The organism is Bradyrhizobium sp. WSM4874, assembly GCF_055811835.1.
In genome coordinates, this window is record NZ_JBVVPR010000004.1 from 85,702 (window position 1) to 102,199 (window position 16,498).

The 16,498-nt window shown below is 63.8% G+C and carries 17 protein-coding genes; 7 read left to right on the forward strand and 10 right to left on the reverse strand.

The features are described from left to right. Window positions 1-28 precede the first annotated feature (28 nt). Both AC0L3P_RS05675 and AC0L3P_RS05680 read left to right on the forward strand, forming a co-directional pair. Entirely contained in the window at window positions 29-214 is a 186-nt protein-coding gene (locus AC0L3P_RS05675; RefSeq protein WP_007591540.1) for a hypothetical protein, read from the forward strand. 21 nt (window positions 215-235) lie between these two features. Further along, a complete protein-coding gene (locus AC0L3P_RS05680) occupies window positions 236-1,006 on the forward strand; it encodes an SDR family NAD(P)-dependent oxidoreductase (protein ID WP_275171940.1) in 771 nt (256 codons plus the stop codon). A 109-nt stretch (window positions 1,007-1,115) separates the two neighbouring features. On the opposite strand, the gene AC0L3P_RS05685 is transcribed toward AC0L3P_RS05680, so the two are convergent. Together AC0L3P_RS05685 and AC0L3P_RS05690 are read right to left on the reverse strand one after the other, a co-directional pair. After that, the gene (locus AC0L3P_RS05685) at window positions 1,116-1,892 is read right to left on the reverse strand and encodes an outer membrane protein (RefSeq protein WP_473301244.1); all 777 of its coding nucleotides are present in this window, start codon (window positions 1,890-1,892) and stop codon (window positions 1,116-1,118) included. A 179-nt stretch (window positions 1,893-2,071) separates the two neighbouring features. Further along, on the reverse strand, window positions 2,072-3,328 hold the full coding sequence (locus AC0L3P_RS05690) for an FAD-dependent oxidoreductase (protein ID WP_473301245.1): 1,257 nt from the start codon (window positions 3,326-3,328) through the stop codon (window positions 2,072-2,074). A gap of 119 nt (window positions 3,329-3,447) precedes the next feature. Here AC0L3P_RS05690 and AC0L3P_RS05695 point away from each other — a divergent pair, with 119 nt between their 5' ends. Then, on the forward strand, window positions 3,448-3,582 hold the full coding sequence (locus AC0L3P_RS05695; RefSeq protein WP_275171937.1) for a hypothetical protein: 135 nt from the start codon (window positions 3,448-3,450) through the stop codon (window positions 3,580-3,582). Window positions 3,583-3,716: 134 nt separating this feature from the next. Here AC0L3P_RS05695 and AC0L3P_RS05700 read toward each other — a convergent pair whose 3' ends face one another. Then, on the reverse strand, window positions 3,717-5,231 hold the full coding sequence (locus AC0L3P_RS05700; RefSeq protein WP_473301246.1) for a caspase family protein: 1,515 nt from the start codon (window positions 5,229-5,231) through the stop codon (window positions 3,717-3,719). A gap of 211 nt (window positions 5,232-5,442) precedes the next feature. Between AC0L3P_RS05700 and AC0L3P_RS05705 the strand changes: the two genes are divergently transcribed. The 4 genes from AC0L3P_RS05705 to fabA all read left to right on the forward strand — a co-directional run bounded on the left by AC0L3P_RS05705 (window position 5,443) and on the right by fabA (window position 10,148). Beyond that, window positions 5,443-6,408, forward strand: coding sequence for a helix-turn-helix transcriptional regulator (locus tag AC0L3P_RS05705; protein ID WP_473301247.1), 966 nt, complete (start codon window positions 5,443-5,445; stop codon window positions 6,406-6,408). 298 nt (window positions 6,409-6,706) lie between these two features. Continuing rightward, window positions 6,707-8,275, forward strand: coding sequence for a DEAD/DEAH box helicase (locus AC0L3P_RS05710; protein ID WP_354054797.1), 1,569 nt, complete (start codon window positions 6,707-6,709; stop codon window positions 8,273-8,275). Between the two features lie 166 nt (window positions 8,276-8,441). Further along, window positions 8,442-9,509: a GGDEF domain-containing protein gene (locus tag AC0L3P_RS05715; protein WP_473301248.1), complete on the forward strand. Its 1,068-nt coding sequence runs from the start codon at window positions 8,442-8,444 to the stop codon at window positions 9,507-9,509. 108 nt (window positions 9,510-9,617) lie between these two features. Next, window positions 9,618-10,148 carry a bifunctional 3-hydroxydecanoyl-ACP dehydratase/trans-2-decenoyl-ACP isomerase gene (gene fabA, locus AC0L3P_RS05720; RefSeq protein ID WP_275171932.1) on the forward strand — a complete coding sequence of 177 codons (531 nt, stop codon included), beginning with the start codon at window positions 9,618-9,620 and terminating at the stop codon, window positions 10,146-10,148. Between the two features lie 2 nt (window positions 10,149-10,150). Here fabA and AC0L3P_RS05725 read toward each other — a convergent pair whose 3' ends face one another. The 7 genes from AC0L3P_RS05725 to sufB form a co-directional block, all read right to left on the reverse strand. Continuing rightward, window positions 10,151-10,606, reverse strand: coding sequence for a TfoX/Sxy family protein (locus tag AC0L3P_RS05725; RefSeq protein WP_473301250.1), 456 nt, complete (start codon window positions 10,604-10,606; stop codon window positions 10,151-10,153). A gap of 135 nt (window positions 10,607-10,741) precedes the next feature. Continuing rightward, window positions 10,742-11,152 carry a HesB/IscA family protein gene (locus tag AC0L3P_RS05730; protein WP_081747958.1) on the reverse strand — a complete coding sequence of 137 codons (411 nt, stop codon included), beginning with the start codon at window positions 11,150-11,152 and terminating at the stop codon, window positions 10,742-10,744. Window positions 11,153-11,237: 85 nt separating this feature from the next. After that, entirely contained in the window at window positions 11,238-11,609 is a 372-nt protein-coding gene (locus AC0L3P_RS05735) for an SUF system Fe-S cluster assembly protein (RefSeq protein WP_007591551.1), read from the reverse strand. Beyond that, entirely contained in the window at window positions 11,606-12,853 is a 1,248-nt protein-coding gene (locus AC0L3P_RS05740) for a cysteine desulfurase (protein WP_473301251.1), read from the reverse strand. Before AC0L3P_RS05740 ends, AC0L3P_RS05735 begins: the two co-directional genes overlap by 4 nt. Then, window positions 12,850-14,154 carry a Fe-S cluster assembly protein SufD gene (gene sufD / locus AC0L3P_RS05745; protein ID WP_473301252.1) on the reverse strand — a complete coding sequence of 435 codons (1,305 nt, stop codon included), beginning with the start codon at window positions 14,152-14,154 and terminating at the stop codon, window positions 12,850-12,852. The genes AC0L3P_RS05740 and sufD overlap by 4 nt, the downstream gene beginning before the upstream one ends. Window positions 14,155-14,166: 12 nt before the next feature. Then, on the reverse strand, window positions 14,167-14,919 hold the full coding sequence (gene sufC / locus AC0L3P_RS05750) for a Fe-S cluster assembly ATPase SufC (protein ID WP_354054809.1): 753 nt from the start codon (window positions 14,917-14,919) through the stop codon (window positions 14,167-14,169). Window positions 14,920-14,981: 62 nt separating this feature from the next. Then, a complete protein-coding gene (gene sufB / locus AC0L3P_RS05755; RefSeq protein ID WP_027569858.1) occupies window positions 14,982-16,478 on the reverse strand; it encodes a Fe-S cluster assembly protein SufB in 1,497 nt (498 codons plus the stop codon). Window positions 16,479-16,498 lie beyond the last annotated feature (20 nt).

The following is a 16,498-nucleotide window of genomic DNA, read 5'->3' on the forward strand; positions in this document are numbered from 1 at the left end:
ACAGAAGCGGACCAATGGGGAGGAATGCATGCGCAGATTTCTGCTTGTAGCAGGCCTGTTTGCCCTCGCCGTCGGGCTGCTCTGGATCGGACAGGGCACGGGCACCGTCGCGTGGCCGCGATCGAGCTTCATGGTCAACCAGTTGCAATGGGCCGGCTATGGCGCAGCCATGGCCGGCTTCGGGCTGGTGCTGATCTGGCAGAGCAACCAATAGAAGAAACCAGGGAATAGCAGCATGACAACCAGTCGGTTCGATCTCCGCGGCAAGGTCGCGATCGTCACGGGAGGCAATGGCGGCATCGGGCTCGGCATGGCCCGTGGCCTCGCAGATGCCGGCGCCAACATCGCCGTGGTCGGACGCAACGAAACCAAATCCGCCGCCGCCGTCGCCGATCTCAGTCAACGCGGCGTGAAGGCGATCAGTGTTGCCACCGACGTCACGGACAAGGCGGCCATCGCAGCGATGGTCGAACGTGTCGTCGGAGATCTCGGCCGCATCGACATCCTCGTCAACAATGCCGGCATGAGCATCCGCAAGCCGCCGCACGAGCTCGAGCTCGACGAGTGGAATACGGTGATCAACACCAACCTCACCAGCGCCTTCCTGTGCTCGAAGCTGGCCTACCCGGCGCTGAAGGCGTCCGGCAACGGCAAGGTGATCAACATCGGCTCGATGATGTCGATCTTCGGCGCGAGCTTCGCAACGGCCTATGCGGCGAGCAAGGGTGGCATCGTTCAGTACACGCGCGCCTGCGCCAATGCATGGGCGCCCGACAACATCCAGGTCAATGCCATCCTGCCGGGCTGGATCGACACCGACCTGACCCGCGGCGCGCGGCAGCAGGTATCAGGATTGCATGAGCGGGTGCTGGCACGCACGCCTGCGGGGCGGTGGGGCGACATCGACGACTTCGCCGGCATCACCGTGTTCCTTGCCTCGTCCGCTTCCAACTTCGTCACCGGCACCGCGATCCCCGTCGATGGCGGGTTCTCGGTGATGGCGTAGGCCGTACGCGAAAGCGCTGCACACAAAAAAGAAGCCCCGGACAATGCCGGGGCTTTTAAATTTGGGCAGTGATCGTCTTTTATGGCTGCTTGGTCGTTCGTTGACGCACTCAGTAGCGGGCGATGACCGGCGCGTCGAACTTGTAGCTGGCGCGCACGACGGCCCACTGGATGTCGCGCGGCTTGGCATCGAAGCTGTAATTGCCCGAGGTGCCGCCAAGTTGATAGGTCTGGCTGGCGAAGGCTGCGTAGTTGTACTCGAGGCCGACGATCCAGTTGCGGGTGACGCCGTATTCCCAGCCGGCGCCGACGGTCCAACCGTTGGCCCAATGGGTCTGACCGCCAGAGCCGGTCGACGGATTCGGAACGGTGTCGCTCACCGAGAGACGGTTGTTCACGCCGGCATAGCCGCCCTTGATATAGAACAGATTGTTCTGCACGGCGAAGCCCGCACGACCGACGACGGTCGCGAGCACGTTGGCGCGCCAGGAGAACACATCGTCGAGGCCGACGCCGAACGTGTTGTTCCTGCCCGAGCCGTGGTTGTCGAGGCCGGAGATCGTACCTTCCATGCCGAACACGTAGTTGTTGGCCTGCCAGTTGTAGCCAATCTGGGCGCCGCCCATGATGCCGGCGCCGCGCTGACGAAAGCCCTCGCCCGGAGCGAGGTCACCAAAGGGCGTTGTGTTCGCGGTGTTGTTCCAACGCTCGTTGGTCCATGCGCCACCGATGTGACCGCCGACATAGAAGCCGGTCCAGTTGAACATCGACTCCATATAGGCCGGCGCCTTTGTGTAGGGCCGCGCACCGAGATCGGCGGCGGAAGCGGCGCCGGTCGAAACCAGAGCGGTCGTGCAGGCGAAGGCGGCAATCAATTTGTTACGCATGGTACACCCCGTGTCCTTTGATGGGTGCACGCTCACATGCAGTTCTTACTCAAATTTGAATCAAGACAGTTAAGACGTGGGATTGGCAAGCAGCGCGCCTTCAATCCGTTTGCGCTGTTGCACGCAGGCAACGCGCCGAGCGCGATTTAACGCAGCGTTATCCCTACCGGGTTCTTGCGCTACCGTGCCGGCGCAGCCTTCGACCGCACGTGCTCGGGCCGGACGCCGAGCGCGAGCAGGCGCGCCGGAATGCCCTGGAGCCACGGCAGCGCGGTGATGAGGCGCACGACCAGCGGCACTTTCAGCGGCCGGTCGCCGCCCTGCAAGGCGCCGCTGATGATGTTGTTCTGCACGATCATCTGCATTCGCTGCGTCATTTTCACCGGGAATTCGCGGCGACGGCGCACGGCATCGAGTTCGTCCTCCGACGGACAGCCGTTTTGCAGCTTGTCCGCCAGCAGATTTGCGGTCGCAACCGCATCCTGCACGGCGAGATTGACGCCGACGCCGCCGACCGGCGACATCGCATGCGCGGCATCGCCGATGAGAAGTAGCCCCGGCCGTGTCCAGCGCGGCAGGCGGTTGATCGCGACGGTGAGCAGCTTGAAATCGTCGAAGCTCTTCACATCGGCAATGCCGCTCTTCAGGATCGGCGCCATGCGAACGACGTCGTCGAGCAGCGCCTGCAATCCCCTCGCCTTCACCGCGTCGTATTGTCCCTTGGCGATGACATAGGCGCATTGCCAATAGTCGCCGCGGTCGAAGGTGATCATCATCTTGCCGGGCTCGACGCGCGCGAACACGTTCTCGGTCTCGTTCGCCTTGCGGCCGACGCGGAACCACAGCACGTCCATTGGCGCGCCAATCTCCTCGACCTCGAGACCGGAACGCTGACGCACGGTCGAATGCCGGCCGTCACAGGCGATGGTGAGATCGGCTTCGATGTCCACGATCCCGTTCGGCGTATTCGCCCGCACGCCGGCGATGGTCTCGCCGTGGCGGATCAGATCGACGGCCTCCGTGTTCATCATCACCTTCAGCGAGGCGAAGCGCTGGCCGGCCTCGCGCAGGAAATTCAGGAAATCCCATTGCGGCATGAAGGCGATGAAGGGGTACTTGGTGCGGAGGCGGCTGAGATCGGCGATGCGAACGGGGGTACCGCCGAACAGGCCGTCCATCTTCTGCAAGCGCTGATGCGGCAACTTCAGGAATCCGTCGATCAGGCCGAGCTCGTCCATCACCTGAAGCGTCGAGGGATGCACGGTGTCGCCGCGGAAGTCGCGGAAGAAATCCGCATGCTTCTCCAGCACCACGACATCGATCCCGGCGCGCCCCAGGAGATAGCCGAGCATCATGCCCGCCGGTCCGCCGCCGACGATGCAACACCGCACTTTTACCGCGGAGCCCTGGGGATGCTGCGAGGTATCGGGTTTCACGGCCGGGTCCTCATCCACCAGCTGAGCTTTCTGTGCAGTGCAGCAAGCAAGATTCATTTGCCGCAGTTGTGAATGGCCGTTAGCCTTGCTGCCAATTCCGACTCATTCAGGAAATTGCAGTGCAGACAATCCTCATACTGCTCGGCGTCTGGATCCTGATCAACGTGCTTTTCGTCGTGATCATGATCACGCCGCGGAGGCCCGGGCTGGCGCCGGTGCGCATCGAACAGAACGGCTATACGTACGAGGAGTAGGAGAGCTCCTGCTGCGCCGCGCTCGATCGCGATAGGCGCGTTCTTCTCGCTGACTGCGCCCTTGATTGAGGCCGTCAAGCGATTCATCAGGATGCGCCGCGAATAGTTGCGGCGGACGCGGCCTGCTCGACACCTCAGTTGTTGCTGCGGTTCGCGCTGCGGAAGCTCTTGATCTCCGACACGCTGCCGTCGCGATAGGCCAGCTCCACCGAGATGAACTGCGTTGCCGGCGCGAGCTTCATGTAGAGCGGCATGCCAGCGCTGATCGCGCTGGGATCGCGCATGTCGCAGCCCGGCATCTTCAACACCTGGTTCGGAACGGCGGTGTCGATGCCGATGCGCACCTCGCGGATTGCGCAGCGGTAGGACACGAGGTGCGTGTAGTAGACCAGCAGCCCGTTGAACTCGCGGAATGACAGCCAGCTCGTCGCGGTCATGTCGAGGATCTTGCGCTGGTCGCGAATGAGCGCGGCTTCGGGATCGAACCTGATCGGGAACGGCCCCTGCATGTCACCGGACTGGTCGACATAGCGGACCTCGATGGTGCCGGCCTGCGCGTCCGGCGGCAATTCAATCGATGGGTTCGGCATTCTCTTGCGCGTGCGCGGGTCGAGCGTATCGATGAAGCCGGTTTCACGGAAGTCGCCATTGCCGGCCATGCGCCAGGAAACGCCGAGGGTCGGGTCGGCAAAGGAGAACACTACGCTCCAACCGCCATTGTGGCGCGAGAAGCTCGCGATCGGCGCGTTGGTGGTCTCCTCCTTCGGCACGCGCGGCACCGACACCGGTGGCAGCGCCGCGAGCTTCTGCGCAGGGGGATCGGCCGGGCGCGCGGCGACGTCCTTGGCGATGCCGCTGAGGAAGACGTCGTCGACCATCTGATCGAAATAGACCGGCACCTGCCTGTGCTTGACGGTGTCGGCCATCTCGGCGACGAGACGGCGCGTACGCTGCGCCACCTGCACCAGGTTCTCGCCGGGCTGGAGCAGCTCCTTGGCGAAGGTGCGCGTGAACACCGAATTGGGATTGGCGTCGTCGTTGGAGAGGCGGTCGAGCGCGGTCTGGCGCGGGCCCGCGGAGAAGACCGAGAACACGCCTTCAGGCAGCTGCACCATCGGGGCAAGCCCGCCACCACCTGAGACGGCGCGGGTGCCTTTGCGCTCGAACGGATTGTTGCGGCAGGCGTCGAACACCAGGATCGAGGTTCGCGCCTTCTTGTTCTGGAGACGCTCGACGATGCGATCGGCCAGGATGGAGGCGTCACGCACCAGCTCTTCCTGCCCTTCCGTCGCCGCCGGCACGTCGGTCGGCAGCAGATAGTTCTGGCCGGCGATCTCGAAGCCGTGGCCGGCATAGAAGAAGAACGCGGTGTCGCCGGGCTCGATCGTCCGATCGAACGCGAGCAGCGTTTCCGAAAATTGCTGCCGGCTCTGGTTTTCGGCAACCATCACCGAGAAGCCGAGCTGCTTCAGCGTATCGCCCATGGTGCGGGCGTCGTTGACCGCCTTGAGCAGCTTCGGAACGTTCCTGTAGTCGTTTTTGCCGACGACGAGCGCAACGCGCTTCTCGGCACAGGCGGGGAGCGCGAAACCGCTGAGGCCGACGGCGAGGCCAAGCGCCGCCAGAACTCTGAAAAGCCGACGCGTCATCGAAAATCCCTCACGAACGGCCCACGCCGGTTCCCTCGAACAGCGGTTCATGGGAACCGCGCCGTTGATGTGATAGTCGGCCCAGCCATAGCGCTGGTTCAACAGCCCCGAGGACTCAGGTTTTGTCGTCTAGCCTATGGCAGATCCCGCTGGAATCTGCTTTTTCTCAGTCAATTCTTGTGGGCAATTCCGCTGGAAGCGAGGGGCTGCCGTGTATCGCTGGTGCACCGACGAGGTCGAGCCGCACGACCGCTTCGACTTTTGGCGCGAGGTGCGCTCCAAGGGCCTGTTCGGCGTCACTGCCGAACTCGAGCGAGAACGCCGCGCGGACTTCTTCGGCGAATTCTCGCTGCGCCAGCTTGGCGGCGCCGGCCTCGTCGAACTGAAGGCCTCGCACTACAGTGTCGAGCGCAGCATGACCGACATCGCTGACGCGCCGAGCGACAGCATCTGCGTCTATCAGCAGCTCGGCAGCGGCGGCTGGTTCGGCGGCATGCGCAGCAGCGACTTCACCATCGCCAATGGCAGCTTCGCCACCAGCCATACCGACTTGCCCTATCGCACGACGCCGCTGGGTGCAGGAGGCTTCCACCTGCGGATCCTGAAGGTCCCCCTGAGCGGCCTCTCCACGCAAGACAAGCGCATGCGCGAGCTTGCGCCCCGGACGTTCGACGATTCCACCCTGGCGCCTCTGCTCGGCGCCTGCTTCGCCGATCTCGGTGAAGTTGCCGCGGGTGATGACGGCGCCGCCGATGCCGCTTCCCTCGTCCAGGCTTTAGCCCATCTGGCGCTGATCGAGCGCGGCATCCTGCGGCCCGGCGGCCGCCTCGGGCAGGCCGCGCTGCGGACCGCCCGGCTCTCGCAGGCACGGCGCCTGATCGCGCGTCACCTGCAAGACCCGAATCTGGCGCCGACCATGGTGGCCGATCTGCTCGGCATCTCCGTGCGTCACCTGCATATTCTGTTCGAAAGCACGGCCAAGAGCTTCTCGCAAACCGTTACGGAGGAACGCCTGAACCAGAGCCGCCGGCTGATGCGCGAAGCCCCGGACCGGCTGATCGCCGACATCGCGACCTCCTGTGGCTTCGATAGTCTCGCGACCTATTATCGGGCCTTCAACGCCGCCTACGGGATGGCCCCCGGCGACTTCCGCGCGCAGGGGCCGCAGGGGCGTTAGCCGACGTTTGGGCAGCTCCGGCCGATCGCCGGATTGGGCGGAAAACCGCAGCCGCGCCCGCTATTTGGGCGAAAACCTCAGGTTTTTTAGGGCCTTCCCGCGCCTGCTCCATTGACTTTGGCCGATTCCCGCCTATGTTCCGTGGCGACGCGGCTCAGATCGAAGAGCGATTCCTGAGCCTGGCGCTTTGTTCGCGTGAGTCAGCACCCCCAGCTTCTTTGAGAGCGCGCCGTTTCGGGGTGGAACGCGACAGCCTTATTACCCTCGATTCCGAACGGCGGTTTCGACCAGAGGCTCAATGTCTTTTACCCATCTCGGACTATCCGAAAAAGTCCTCGCCGCAGTGGCGGCCACCGGTTACACCACCCCCACCCCCATTCAGGAACAGGCGATCCCTCACGTCCTCGCTCGCAAGGACGTGCTCGGCATCGCCCAGACCGGCACCGGCAAGACCGCGGCCTTCGTGCTGCCGATGCTCACCATCCTCGAAAAGGGTCGCGCCCGGGCGCGCATGCCGCGCACCCTGATCCTCGAGCCGACCCGCGAACTCGCGGCGCAGGTGAAGGAAAACTTCGACCGCTACGGCGCGGGTCAGAAACTCAACGTCGCCCTCCTGATCGGCGGCGTTTCCTTCGGCGACCAGGATGCCAAGCTGACGCGCGGCGTCGACGTGCTGATCGCCACTCCCGGCCGCCTGCTCGACCACACGGAGCGCGGCGGCCTGCTGCTCACCGGCGTCGAGTTGCTCGTCATCGACGAAGCCGACCGGATGCTGGACATGGGCTTCATTCCCGACATCGAGCGCGTCTGCAAGCTCGTCCCGTTCACCCGGCAGACCCTGTTCTTCACCGCGACCATGCCGCCGGAGATCCGGCGCATCACCGAAACCTTCCTGCACAATCCGCAGAAGGTCGAGGTATCGAAGCCCGCCACCACCGCTGTCACCGTTACGCAGTGTCAGGTCCCGGCCGGGCGTGAGGCGCACGAGAAGCGCGAGCTGCTTCGCCGATTGCTGCGCGAGGCCAAGGATCTCCAGAACGCGATCATCTTCTGCAATCGCAAGCGCGAGGTCGCCGTCGTTCACAAATCGCTGCAGAAGCACGGCTTCAGCGTCGGTGCGCTGCACGGCGACATGGATCAGTCGGCCCGCACCGCGGCACTCGAACAGTTCCGCAAGGGCGAGCTGCCCCTGCTGGTTGCATCCGACGTCGCCGCCCGCGGCCTCGACATCCCAGAGGTCAGCCACGTCTTCAATTTCGACGTTCCCCACCATCCCGACGACTATGTCCACCGCGTCGGCCGCACCGGTCGCGCAGGCCGGTCCGGCATGGCGATCTCGCTCGTCACGCCGCTCGACCAGAAGTCGATGGTGGCGATCGAGAAGCTGATCGGCCAGAGCATTCCGCGCGCCGAAGGCGATTTCGAAGTGCGCACCGATGCTTCCGATGCGAGCGAGCGTCCGCGCGAGCAGCGCGGCCGCGAACGTTCACGCGGCGGGCGCGGCAAGCCGCAGCGCGGTCGCGATCGTGAGCGCAGCCACGAGCCGCGCGAAGCGCGTGGCGAGGCACAGCCTTCAGCCGAAGCACGGCCCGCTCCCGAGGCAACGCCCGCTTCCGAAGCAAGGCCCGCACGCGAGGCCAGGCCTCCGCGTGAAGCCAGACCTTCGCGCGAAGCCAGGCCTGCGCGTGAAGGCAAGCCATCATCCGAGCCGCGTGACGGTGCGCGCCAGCAGGCCAATCCGTCGCATGTGCCGTCGATCGGTCGCCCCGAGCCGCGCCGCCAACGTGAGGCCGACAGTGAGCCGGGCGACCACTCGCATCTGCCGGCATTTCTGCTGCGTCCGGTTCGCTCCCCCGCCGGCGCCTGAAGCGCGATGCGCGCCCGGCTTTGGTTGAAGTAAAGCTGGCGCGCACTTTTTTGGACGCATTCGTGGACGTATATTTACGGGGCGTTCACGATCGTCCGTTAGCCTACGAACATAATTTAAGTATTGCTGCGGTCGACGGCGCGCCGATCGCTGTGGGGTATGTTCCGTGGTCAAGGTGCTCGACGAACACGAACGCACGATGGCGTTCGCTGAGGTTGCGCTCGGTCAAATCCGATCGCTACGACAGACGGCAATTCCCCGCAATTACGAGATCTGGTTCGTCTACGCCACCGGCTACAACGCCCCGCTCAACAAGATCATCAACGAGACGCTGGCGCGGAGCGGCAAGCTGACCGAAGCCGATCTCGATCAGATCTACGAGACCTACCTCTCCCACATCAAGACCACCGACCGCATCGACAAGGTCGGCGCGCGCGTCATCGGCGAGATCGACGACGTCATGAAGGTACTCGGCGACGCACTCGAGATGACCGGCTCCTACGATGCCAGCCTGTCGGGCGCGACCGAAAAGCTGTCATCGGCCGAGAGCCGCGAGCAGATCAAGTCGATCGTCGAGACGCTGCTGCATTCCACCAGCGAGATGCGCGAGACCAACAAGGCGCTGGAAGATCGGCTGACGCTCTCGAAGAGCGAGATCAGCAATCTCCAGCAGAGCCTGGAGGCAATCCGCGCCGAGAGCCTGACCGATCCGCTGACGGGGCTCGGCAACCGCAAATATTTCGATCGCATGATCGACATGGCCGTGCAAAGCGCGCTCGCCTCGGGCGAACCGCTGTCGCTGCTGCTGGTCGACATCGATCATTTCAAGTCGTTCAACGATTCCTACGGCCATCTCACCGGCGACCAGGTGCTGCGGCTGGTCGGCCTGTCGCTGAAGCAGACCATCAAGGGCCAGGACATCACCGCGCGCTATGGCGGCGAGGAATTCGCGGTCGTGCTACCCAACACCGCGCTGCGCCAGGCCCTCACGGTGGCCGATCACATCCGCCGCGCGGTGATGGCAAAGGAATTAAAGAAGAAGTCCACCGGCGAAATCCTCGGCCGCGTCACCATCTCCGTCGGCGTCTCCATGCTCAAGCAGGGCGACGACACCGATGCGCTGATCGAACGCGCGGATGCTTGCCTGTACGCCGCCAAACGCAACGGCCGCAACCGCGTGATCTGCGAGGCCGATCCGGAATTCGCGGTAGAGACGCACAACCGCGTGGCGTGACGCCGAAGCCGCGCACCGCCGCCCGCGCTTGACATTCTGACCTGACGAACGACATCTCCCTCGCCGTCTCGAGGCGCCCGACTGCGAGCATCCGGAGGACTTATCGTCTTGCCCAACCCGCATGATTTTCACACGCCGCAACCGTCCTACACGAGGGACGACTTGTTGAAATCGAGCGAGGGCGGCTATTTCGGCCCGGGCAATGCGCAATTGCCGGCGCCGCCGATGCTGATGATGGACCGCATCACGGAGATCAGCCTGGACGGCGGCGAGTTCGGCAAGGGCCATATCGTCGGCGAGCTCGACATCGCGCCGGCCCATTGGTTCTTCGATTGCCACTATCGCGGCGATGCGACCATGCCGGCCTCTCTGGGGCTGGATGCCATGTGGCAGATGGTCGGCTACTGGCTCGGGTGGTCGGGCTCGCCGGGCAAGGGCCGCGCCATCGGCGTCGGCGAAGTCGCGTGCACGGGCGAGGTCACACCGAACGCGCAACGCGTGCGCTACGAGGTCGCCATGCGGATGGTCCGGCGCGGCAAGCTGGTGCTCGGAATTGCCGACGGCCGCGTGCTTGCCGACGGCATCTGCGTCTTCACCGCCAAGGACATGCGGGTTGGTCTGACCAAGGCCGTGGACTGAGCTTACCCCAGTCGCTTGGCGCGCTTCCCAAGCGAGCTCTTTTTGCTCGCCTTCTTCGGCGCTTTCGCAGGCTTGGCCACCTTCTTCGCCGGCTTGTTCGCCGCTTTCTTCGGTATCTTCTTGGCTTTGGGCCGCTTCTTCACCTTGGCGCGCTGGGCGGCGGCGAGCGCGGCCCTCGCCCATTGCGCGAGTTCCGCGGAATCGTCGAACAGGCGGGCCGGCAGCTCCCAGTAGGAGTTCACCACCACGGTCTTGGCGCGGGTCGCGTATTGGAACGGCTTTGAGCCTTCCGCTTCAAAATCCGGGATGGTCATCTCGTCGGCGCGGAAAAACAGGCCGGCGCGCAACGCGAGCGCGAAGTTGATGCCGTCGGCGGAGATGCCGTAGCCGGAGAACATTTTTCGGATGGAGACGGGGCCGAAATCGGCGAACAGGTCGATCAGGAATTCGCGGTCCATGGCAGGCTTCCCGGGGCGAGCAGGCCAGCCTTCATACCACCGCCGTCATTGCGAGCGAAGCGAAGCAATCCAGACTGTCGCCGCAGAGACAGCCTGGATTGCTTCGTCGCAAGTGCTCCTCGCAATGACAGGAAACTACCCGTCGATCTGCGCGGGACGCAGCTCGACCGACTCGCCGCAGCCGCAGGCGGAGATCTGGTTGGGGTTGTTGAAGACGAACTGGGCCTGCATCTTGTCGGCCTTGTAGTCCATCTCGGTGCCGAGCAGGAAAAGCACGGCCTTCGGATCGACCAGGATCTTGACGCCCTTGTCCTCGACGACCTCGTCGGTCGGGCGGACGTCATGAGCGTATTCGACAGTGTAGGACTGACCGGCACAGCCGCCGTTCTTGACGCCGACACGCAAGCCCACGATCTCGGAATCGGCCCGCTGGGTCAGCTCGTTAATGCGCTGGGCAGCAGCGTCCGTCAGCCGCATCACCTGCGGGCGGGGCCGCCGCGGCTTCGGAGTGGATGCTGGTGTCGAGCCTGACGAAATCTGTGTCATGTCAGTGATGTGGTCCGTTGCCGAGCGAATTCAATGCCAAGGATCCAACAAGGATCTTCTAAGTATCTAAAGCCGAGGTTACGCGTCACCACATGTTGAGCACGAGGCGGGCCTCGTCGCTCATGCGTTCCGGCGTCCAGGCCGGCTCCCAGACCACCTTGACGTCGACTACGCCGACGCCGGGGACGCTGGCGACCGCGTTCTCGACCATGGTCGGCAGCTCGCCGGCGGCCGGGCAGTTCGGCGTCGTCAGAGTCATTTGCACGTCGACGGAACGATCGTCCTTGATCTCGACCTTGTAGATCAGGCCGAGCTCGTAGATATCAGCCGGGATTTCCGGGTCGAACACGGTCTTCAGCCCGGCGATGATCTCGGTGGTCAAACGCTCGGTCTCCTCAGGCGGCAGCGCCGACTGGGTTTCCATCGGATTGGCTTTGATTTCGGCCGTGTCACTCATGCGAACAAATCCCGCGCCTTCAGAAGCGCCTGTGCCAGATGATCGACTTCTTCCCGCGTATTATACATGCCGAACGACGCCCGGCATGTGGCTGTGACGTTGAACCGCTCTAAAAGCGGCATCACGCAATGGGTGCCGGCGCGCACCGCGATGCCCTGACGGTCGATCACGGTGGCGACATCATGGGCGTGCGCGCCCTTGAGCTCGAACGAGATCACCGGGCCCTTGCCCCGCGCCGTGCCGATCAGCCGCAGCGAGTTGATCTCGCGCAGCTTGTCCTGGGCGTAGGTGACGAGATCATGCTCGTGCGCGGCGATACGCTCCTTGCCGATCGAATTGACGTAGTCGATCGCGGCGCCAAGCCCGACCGCCTCGACGATCGCCGGCGTGCCGGCCTCGAATTTGTGCGGGGGATCGCCATAGGTGACGATGTCGCGCGAGACCTCGCGGATCATCTCGCCGCCGCCGTTAAACGGGCGCATCGCGACGAGGTGGTCGTACTTGGCCCAGAGCACGCCGATGCCGGTCGGACCGTAGACCTTGTGGCCGGTGAAGACGTAGAAGTCGCAGCCGATGTCCTGGACATCGATCGGCAGATGCACGGCGCCCTGGCTGCCGTCGACCAGCACGGGGATGCCGCGGGCGTGGGCGATCTTCACGACGTCCTTGACCGGAACGATGGTGCCGAGCGCGTTCGACATCTGCGTGATCGCGACCAGCTTGGTCTTCGAGGTCAGCAGCTTCTGGAATTCGTCGATAAGGAAATTGCCCTCGTCGTCGACTGGCGCCCATTTGATCACGGCACCATGGCGTTCCCGGAGGAAATGCCAGGGCACGATGTTGGAGTGGTGCTCCATGATCGAGATGACGATCTCGTCGCCTTCTTTGATGTTCGGTTCAGCCCAGGACGAGGCGACGAGGTTGATCGCCTCGGTCGCGTTGCGAGTGAAGATCACTTCCTCGGTCCGCGGCGCGTTGATGAACTGCGCCACCTTGGTGCGGCCGCCCTCATAGGCCTCGGTCGCGGCGTTGGCGAGATAATGCAGGCCGCGATGTACGTTGGCGTATTCGGAGGTGTAGGCCTGCGTCATGCGATCGAGCACGGCACTCGGCTTCTGCGCGGAAGCCGCGTTATCGAGATAGACCAGCGGCTTGCCGTAGATCTGCATGGCCAGCGCCGGAAAATCCTGGCGCACGCGCGCAACGTCATAGGCGCCGTTCTTGACTGCCGGATGGGTGCTCATTGGCGCCGCTCCAGCCAGCGCTCGGCAATGCCGATCACGTGCTCGCGCAAATCATCATCGGCGATCTGCTCGATCGCCTCGCCCACGAAAGCCTGGATCAGCAGCGCCTGGGCCTGCTTCTCCGGCAGGCCGCGCGCTTTCAGATAGAACAGCAGGCTGTCATCGAGCGCGCCGGCGGTCGCGCCGTGACCGCAGGAGACGTCGTCAGCAAAGATCTCGAGCTCGGGCTTGTTGTCGGCTTCCGCCTCGTCCGACAGCAGCAGCGCGCGGATCATCATCTTGCCGTCGGTCTTCTGCGCATCTGGACGAACGATGATGCGGCCCTGGAACACCGAGTGCGCACGATCGTCGATCACGGCCCGGAAGACTTCGCGGCTCACACAATTCGGCACGGCATGGTCGACCACCAGCGTGGTGTCGCCATGTTCGGTCTTCTGCAACAGGTTCACGCCGTTGACCGAGAGTTCACTGCCCTCGCCTGCGAGCGTGATGAAGCCCTGGAGGCGGCTGACCGCAGCACCGGTGGTCATGTTGAAGAAATTGAGCTTTGTATTCGCGCCGACGGTGACGAATTGCGAGGTGATGTTCACCGCATCCGGCGAATCGTCCATCAGGCGGATATGCGCGACGTCGGCGTTGTCGCCGACCGAGAGGATGACGGCATCGTTGACCTGGTAGGCCTTGGCGTCGGCCGCGACAAAGCTCTCGATGATGGTGGCACGAGCGCCCTTCCCGACCGCGACCTGCGAGCGGGTGAAAGTCGACGCGGAAGGCGCGGTCGCAATGTGGATGATCTGGATCGGCGCGGACAGCTGCGCGCCGTCGGCGATATCAAGCACAACACCGTCGGTCGCCATTGCCGCGTTCAGCGAGATCACAGCATCGGTAGCTGCGATCTTCAGCAGCCCGGAATCCTTCTCCAGCGTCTCCCGCAATGTCTTAAAGCCCGCCTCGGAGGCCAGCGCCTTGATGTCCGAGAGATCGGGAGCGAACACGCCGTCGACCAGCACCAGCTTGCGGGCGCCCGCGATCGCGTGCGCTTTCACCGCGTCCGCGGCGCGCTTCAACCCAGCCGCATCGGGCGCCGCCGCCAGCGGCAGCACCTCGCCGACCAGCGCGCGCAGATCGGTGTACTTCCATTCCTCGATCCGGCGGTGCGGCAGGCCGAGACGCTCATAGGTCTCGAACGCCTCGCGGCGCGCCGCGATCACGGAAGGCGAACCCGGCAGGCGGCCTTCGGCGCTGGCGAAGAGATCGCTCACCGCGCGGCCGTTTCCGGTCTTTGCCACAGCAACGTTCATCTCAAACAATCCTTACGCGGCGTCCTCGAACTGGGCGTAGCCCGACGCTTCCAGCTCCAGCGCCAGTTCCTTGCCGCCGCTCTTCACGACACGGCCCTTCGACATCACGTGCACGATGTCGGGCACGATGTAGTTGAGCAGCCGCTGATAGTGGGTGATCACGACCATCGCGCGCTTGGGCGAATGCAGCGCGTTGACGCCGTCGGCTGCGATGCGCAGCGCGTCGATGTCGAGGCCGGAATCCATCTCGTCGAGGATGCACAGGCTCGGCTCGAACAGCGCCATCTGCAGCACCTCGTTGCGCTTCTTCTCGCCGCCGGAAAAGCCGACATTGACGCCACGCTTGAGCATGTCCTGCGGGATATTCAGCGACTTCGAGACTTCACGAACCTTCTTCAGGAAGTCGGGCGTCGAATACTCGCTCTCACCGCGCGCCTTGCGCTGCGCGTTCAGCGCGGTGCGCAGGAAATTCATGGTGGCGACGCCGGGAATCTCGACCGGATACTGGAACGCCAGGAACACGCCCTTGGCGGCGCGCTCGTTCGGGGCCATCTCGAGCAGGTCTTCGCCCTTGAACAGAATCTGGCCGTCGGTAACCTCGTAGCCCGGCTTGCCGGCAATGACGTGGGACAGGGTCGACTTGCCGGAGCCGTTCGGCCCCATGATCGCGTGGATCTCGCCCTCGTTCACGGTCAGTGTCAGCCCGTGGAGGATCTCACGTTCCTCGACACGAACCTTGAGGTCTTTCACTTCGAGCAAAGCCATCTTGGTGTCCAGTTTATTCAAATGATGCATGGGGCGCGCGATGCGCGCCGCGAGGGTCGGCGCTAGCCGACCGATCCTTCGAGCGAGATCGAGATCAGCTTCTGCGCTTCCACCGCGAATTCCATCGGCAGTTGCTGCAGCACGTCCTTGACGAAGCCGTTGACGACGAGGCCGACCGCCTCCTCCTGGGTGAGGCCGCGCTGGATGCAGTAGAACAGCACGTCCTCGGAGATCTTCGACGTGGTGGCCTCGTGCTCGAACGTCGCCGACGAGTTCTTGGCTTCGATGTACGGCACGGTGTGCGCGCCGCATTTGTCGCCGATCAACAGCGAATCGCAGGCGGTGAAGTTGCGCGCGCCGGTCGCCTTGCGATGCGCCGTGACGAGCCCGCGATAGGTGTTCTGCGACTTGCCGGCGGCGATACCCTTGGAAATGATGCGGCTCGACGTGTTCTTGCCGAGATGGATCATCTTGGTGCCGCTGTCGACCTGCTGATAGCCGTTCGAGATCGCGATCGAATAAAACTCGCCACGCGAATTGTCGCCCCGCAGGATGCAGCTGGGATACTTCCAGGTGATCGCCGAACCGGTCTCGACCTGGGTCCAGGAGATCTTGGAATTGTTGCCGCGGCAATCGCCACGCTTGGTGACGAAATTGTAGATGCCGCCCTTGCCTTCCGAATTGCCCGGGTACCAGTTCTGCACCGTCGAATATTTGATCTCGGCGTCGTCGTGCGTGACAAGCTCGACCACGGCCGCGTGCAGCTGGTTCTCGTCGCGCTGCGGCGCGGTGCAGCCCTCGAGATAGGAGACGTAGGAGCCCTTGTCGGCGATGATCAGCGTGCGCTCGAACTGGCCGGTGTTGCGCTCGTTGATACGGAAGTACGTCGACAGTTCCATCGGGCAGCGCACGCCCGGCGGCACGTAGACGAACGAGCCGTCCGAAAACACCGCCGAGTTCAGCGTCGCATAGAAATTGTCCGACGTCGGCACCACCGAGCCCAGATATTTCTGAACCAGCTCGGGATGCTCGCGGATCGCTTCCGAGATCGGCATGAAGATCACGCCAGCCTTCTTCAGCTCGGCCTTGAAGGTGGTCGCAACCGAGACCGAATCGAACACCGCATCGACCGCGATCTTGCGCCTGTTAGGGTCTTCCTCGCCGGGCTTCGGCTCGACGCCTTCGAGCATGGCGACTTCCCGCAAGGGGATGCCGAGCTTCTCGTAGGTCTTCAGGATCTCGGGATCGATCTCGTCGAGCGAGGTGATCGTCTTTTTCGGCTTCGGGGCCGAATAGTAATAGAGGTCCTGGAAGTCGATCTTGGGATAATCGACGCGCGCCCAGGTCGGCTCGGTCATGGTCAGCCAGCGCCGATAGGCTTCGAGCCGCCACTGGAGCATCCAGGCGGGTTCGTTCTTCTTCTCGGAGATGAACTTGACGGTCTCTTCCGACAGCCCCTTGGGGGCCTTGTCGGACTCGATCAGGGTCTCAAACCCATAACGATACTGATCGACGTCGATGCGCTTCACGCGCTCGACCGTCTCTTGCACGGCTGGCATTCTATCCTCCGCTCGCGGTT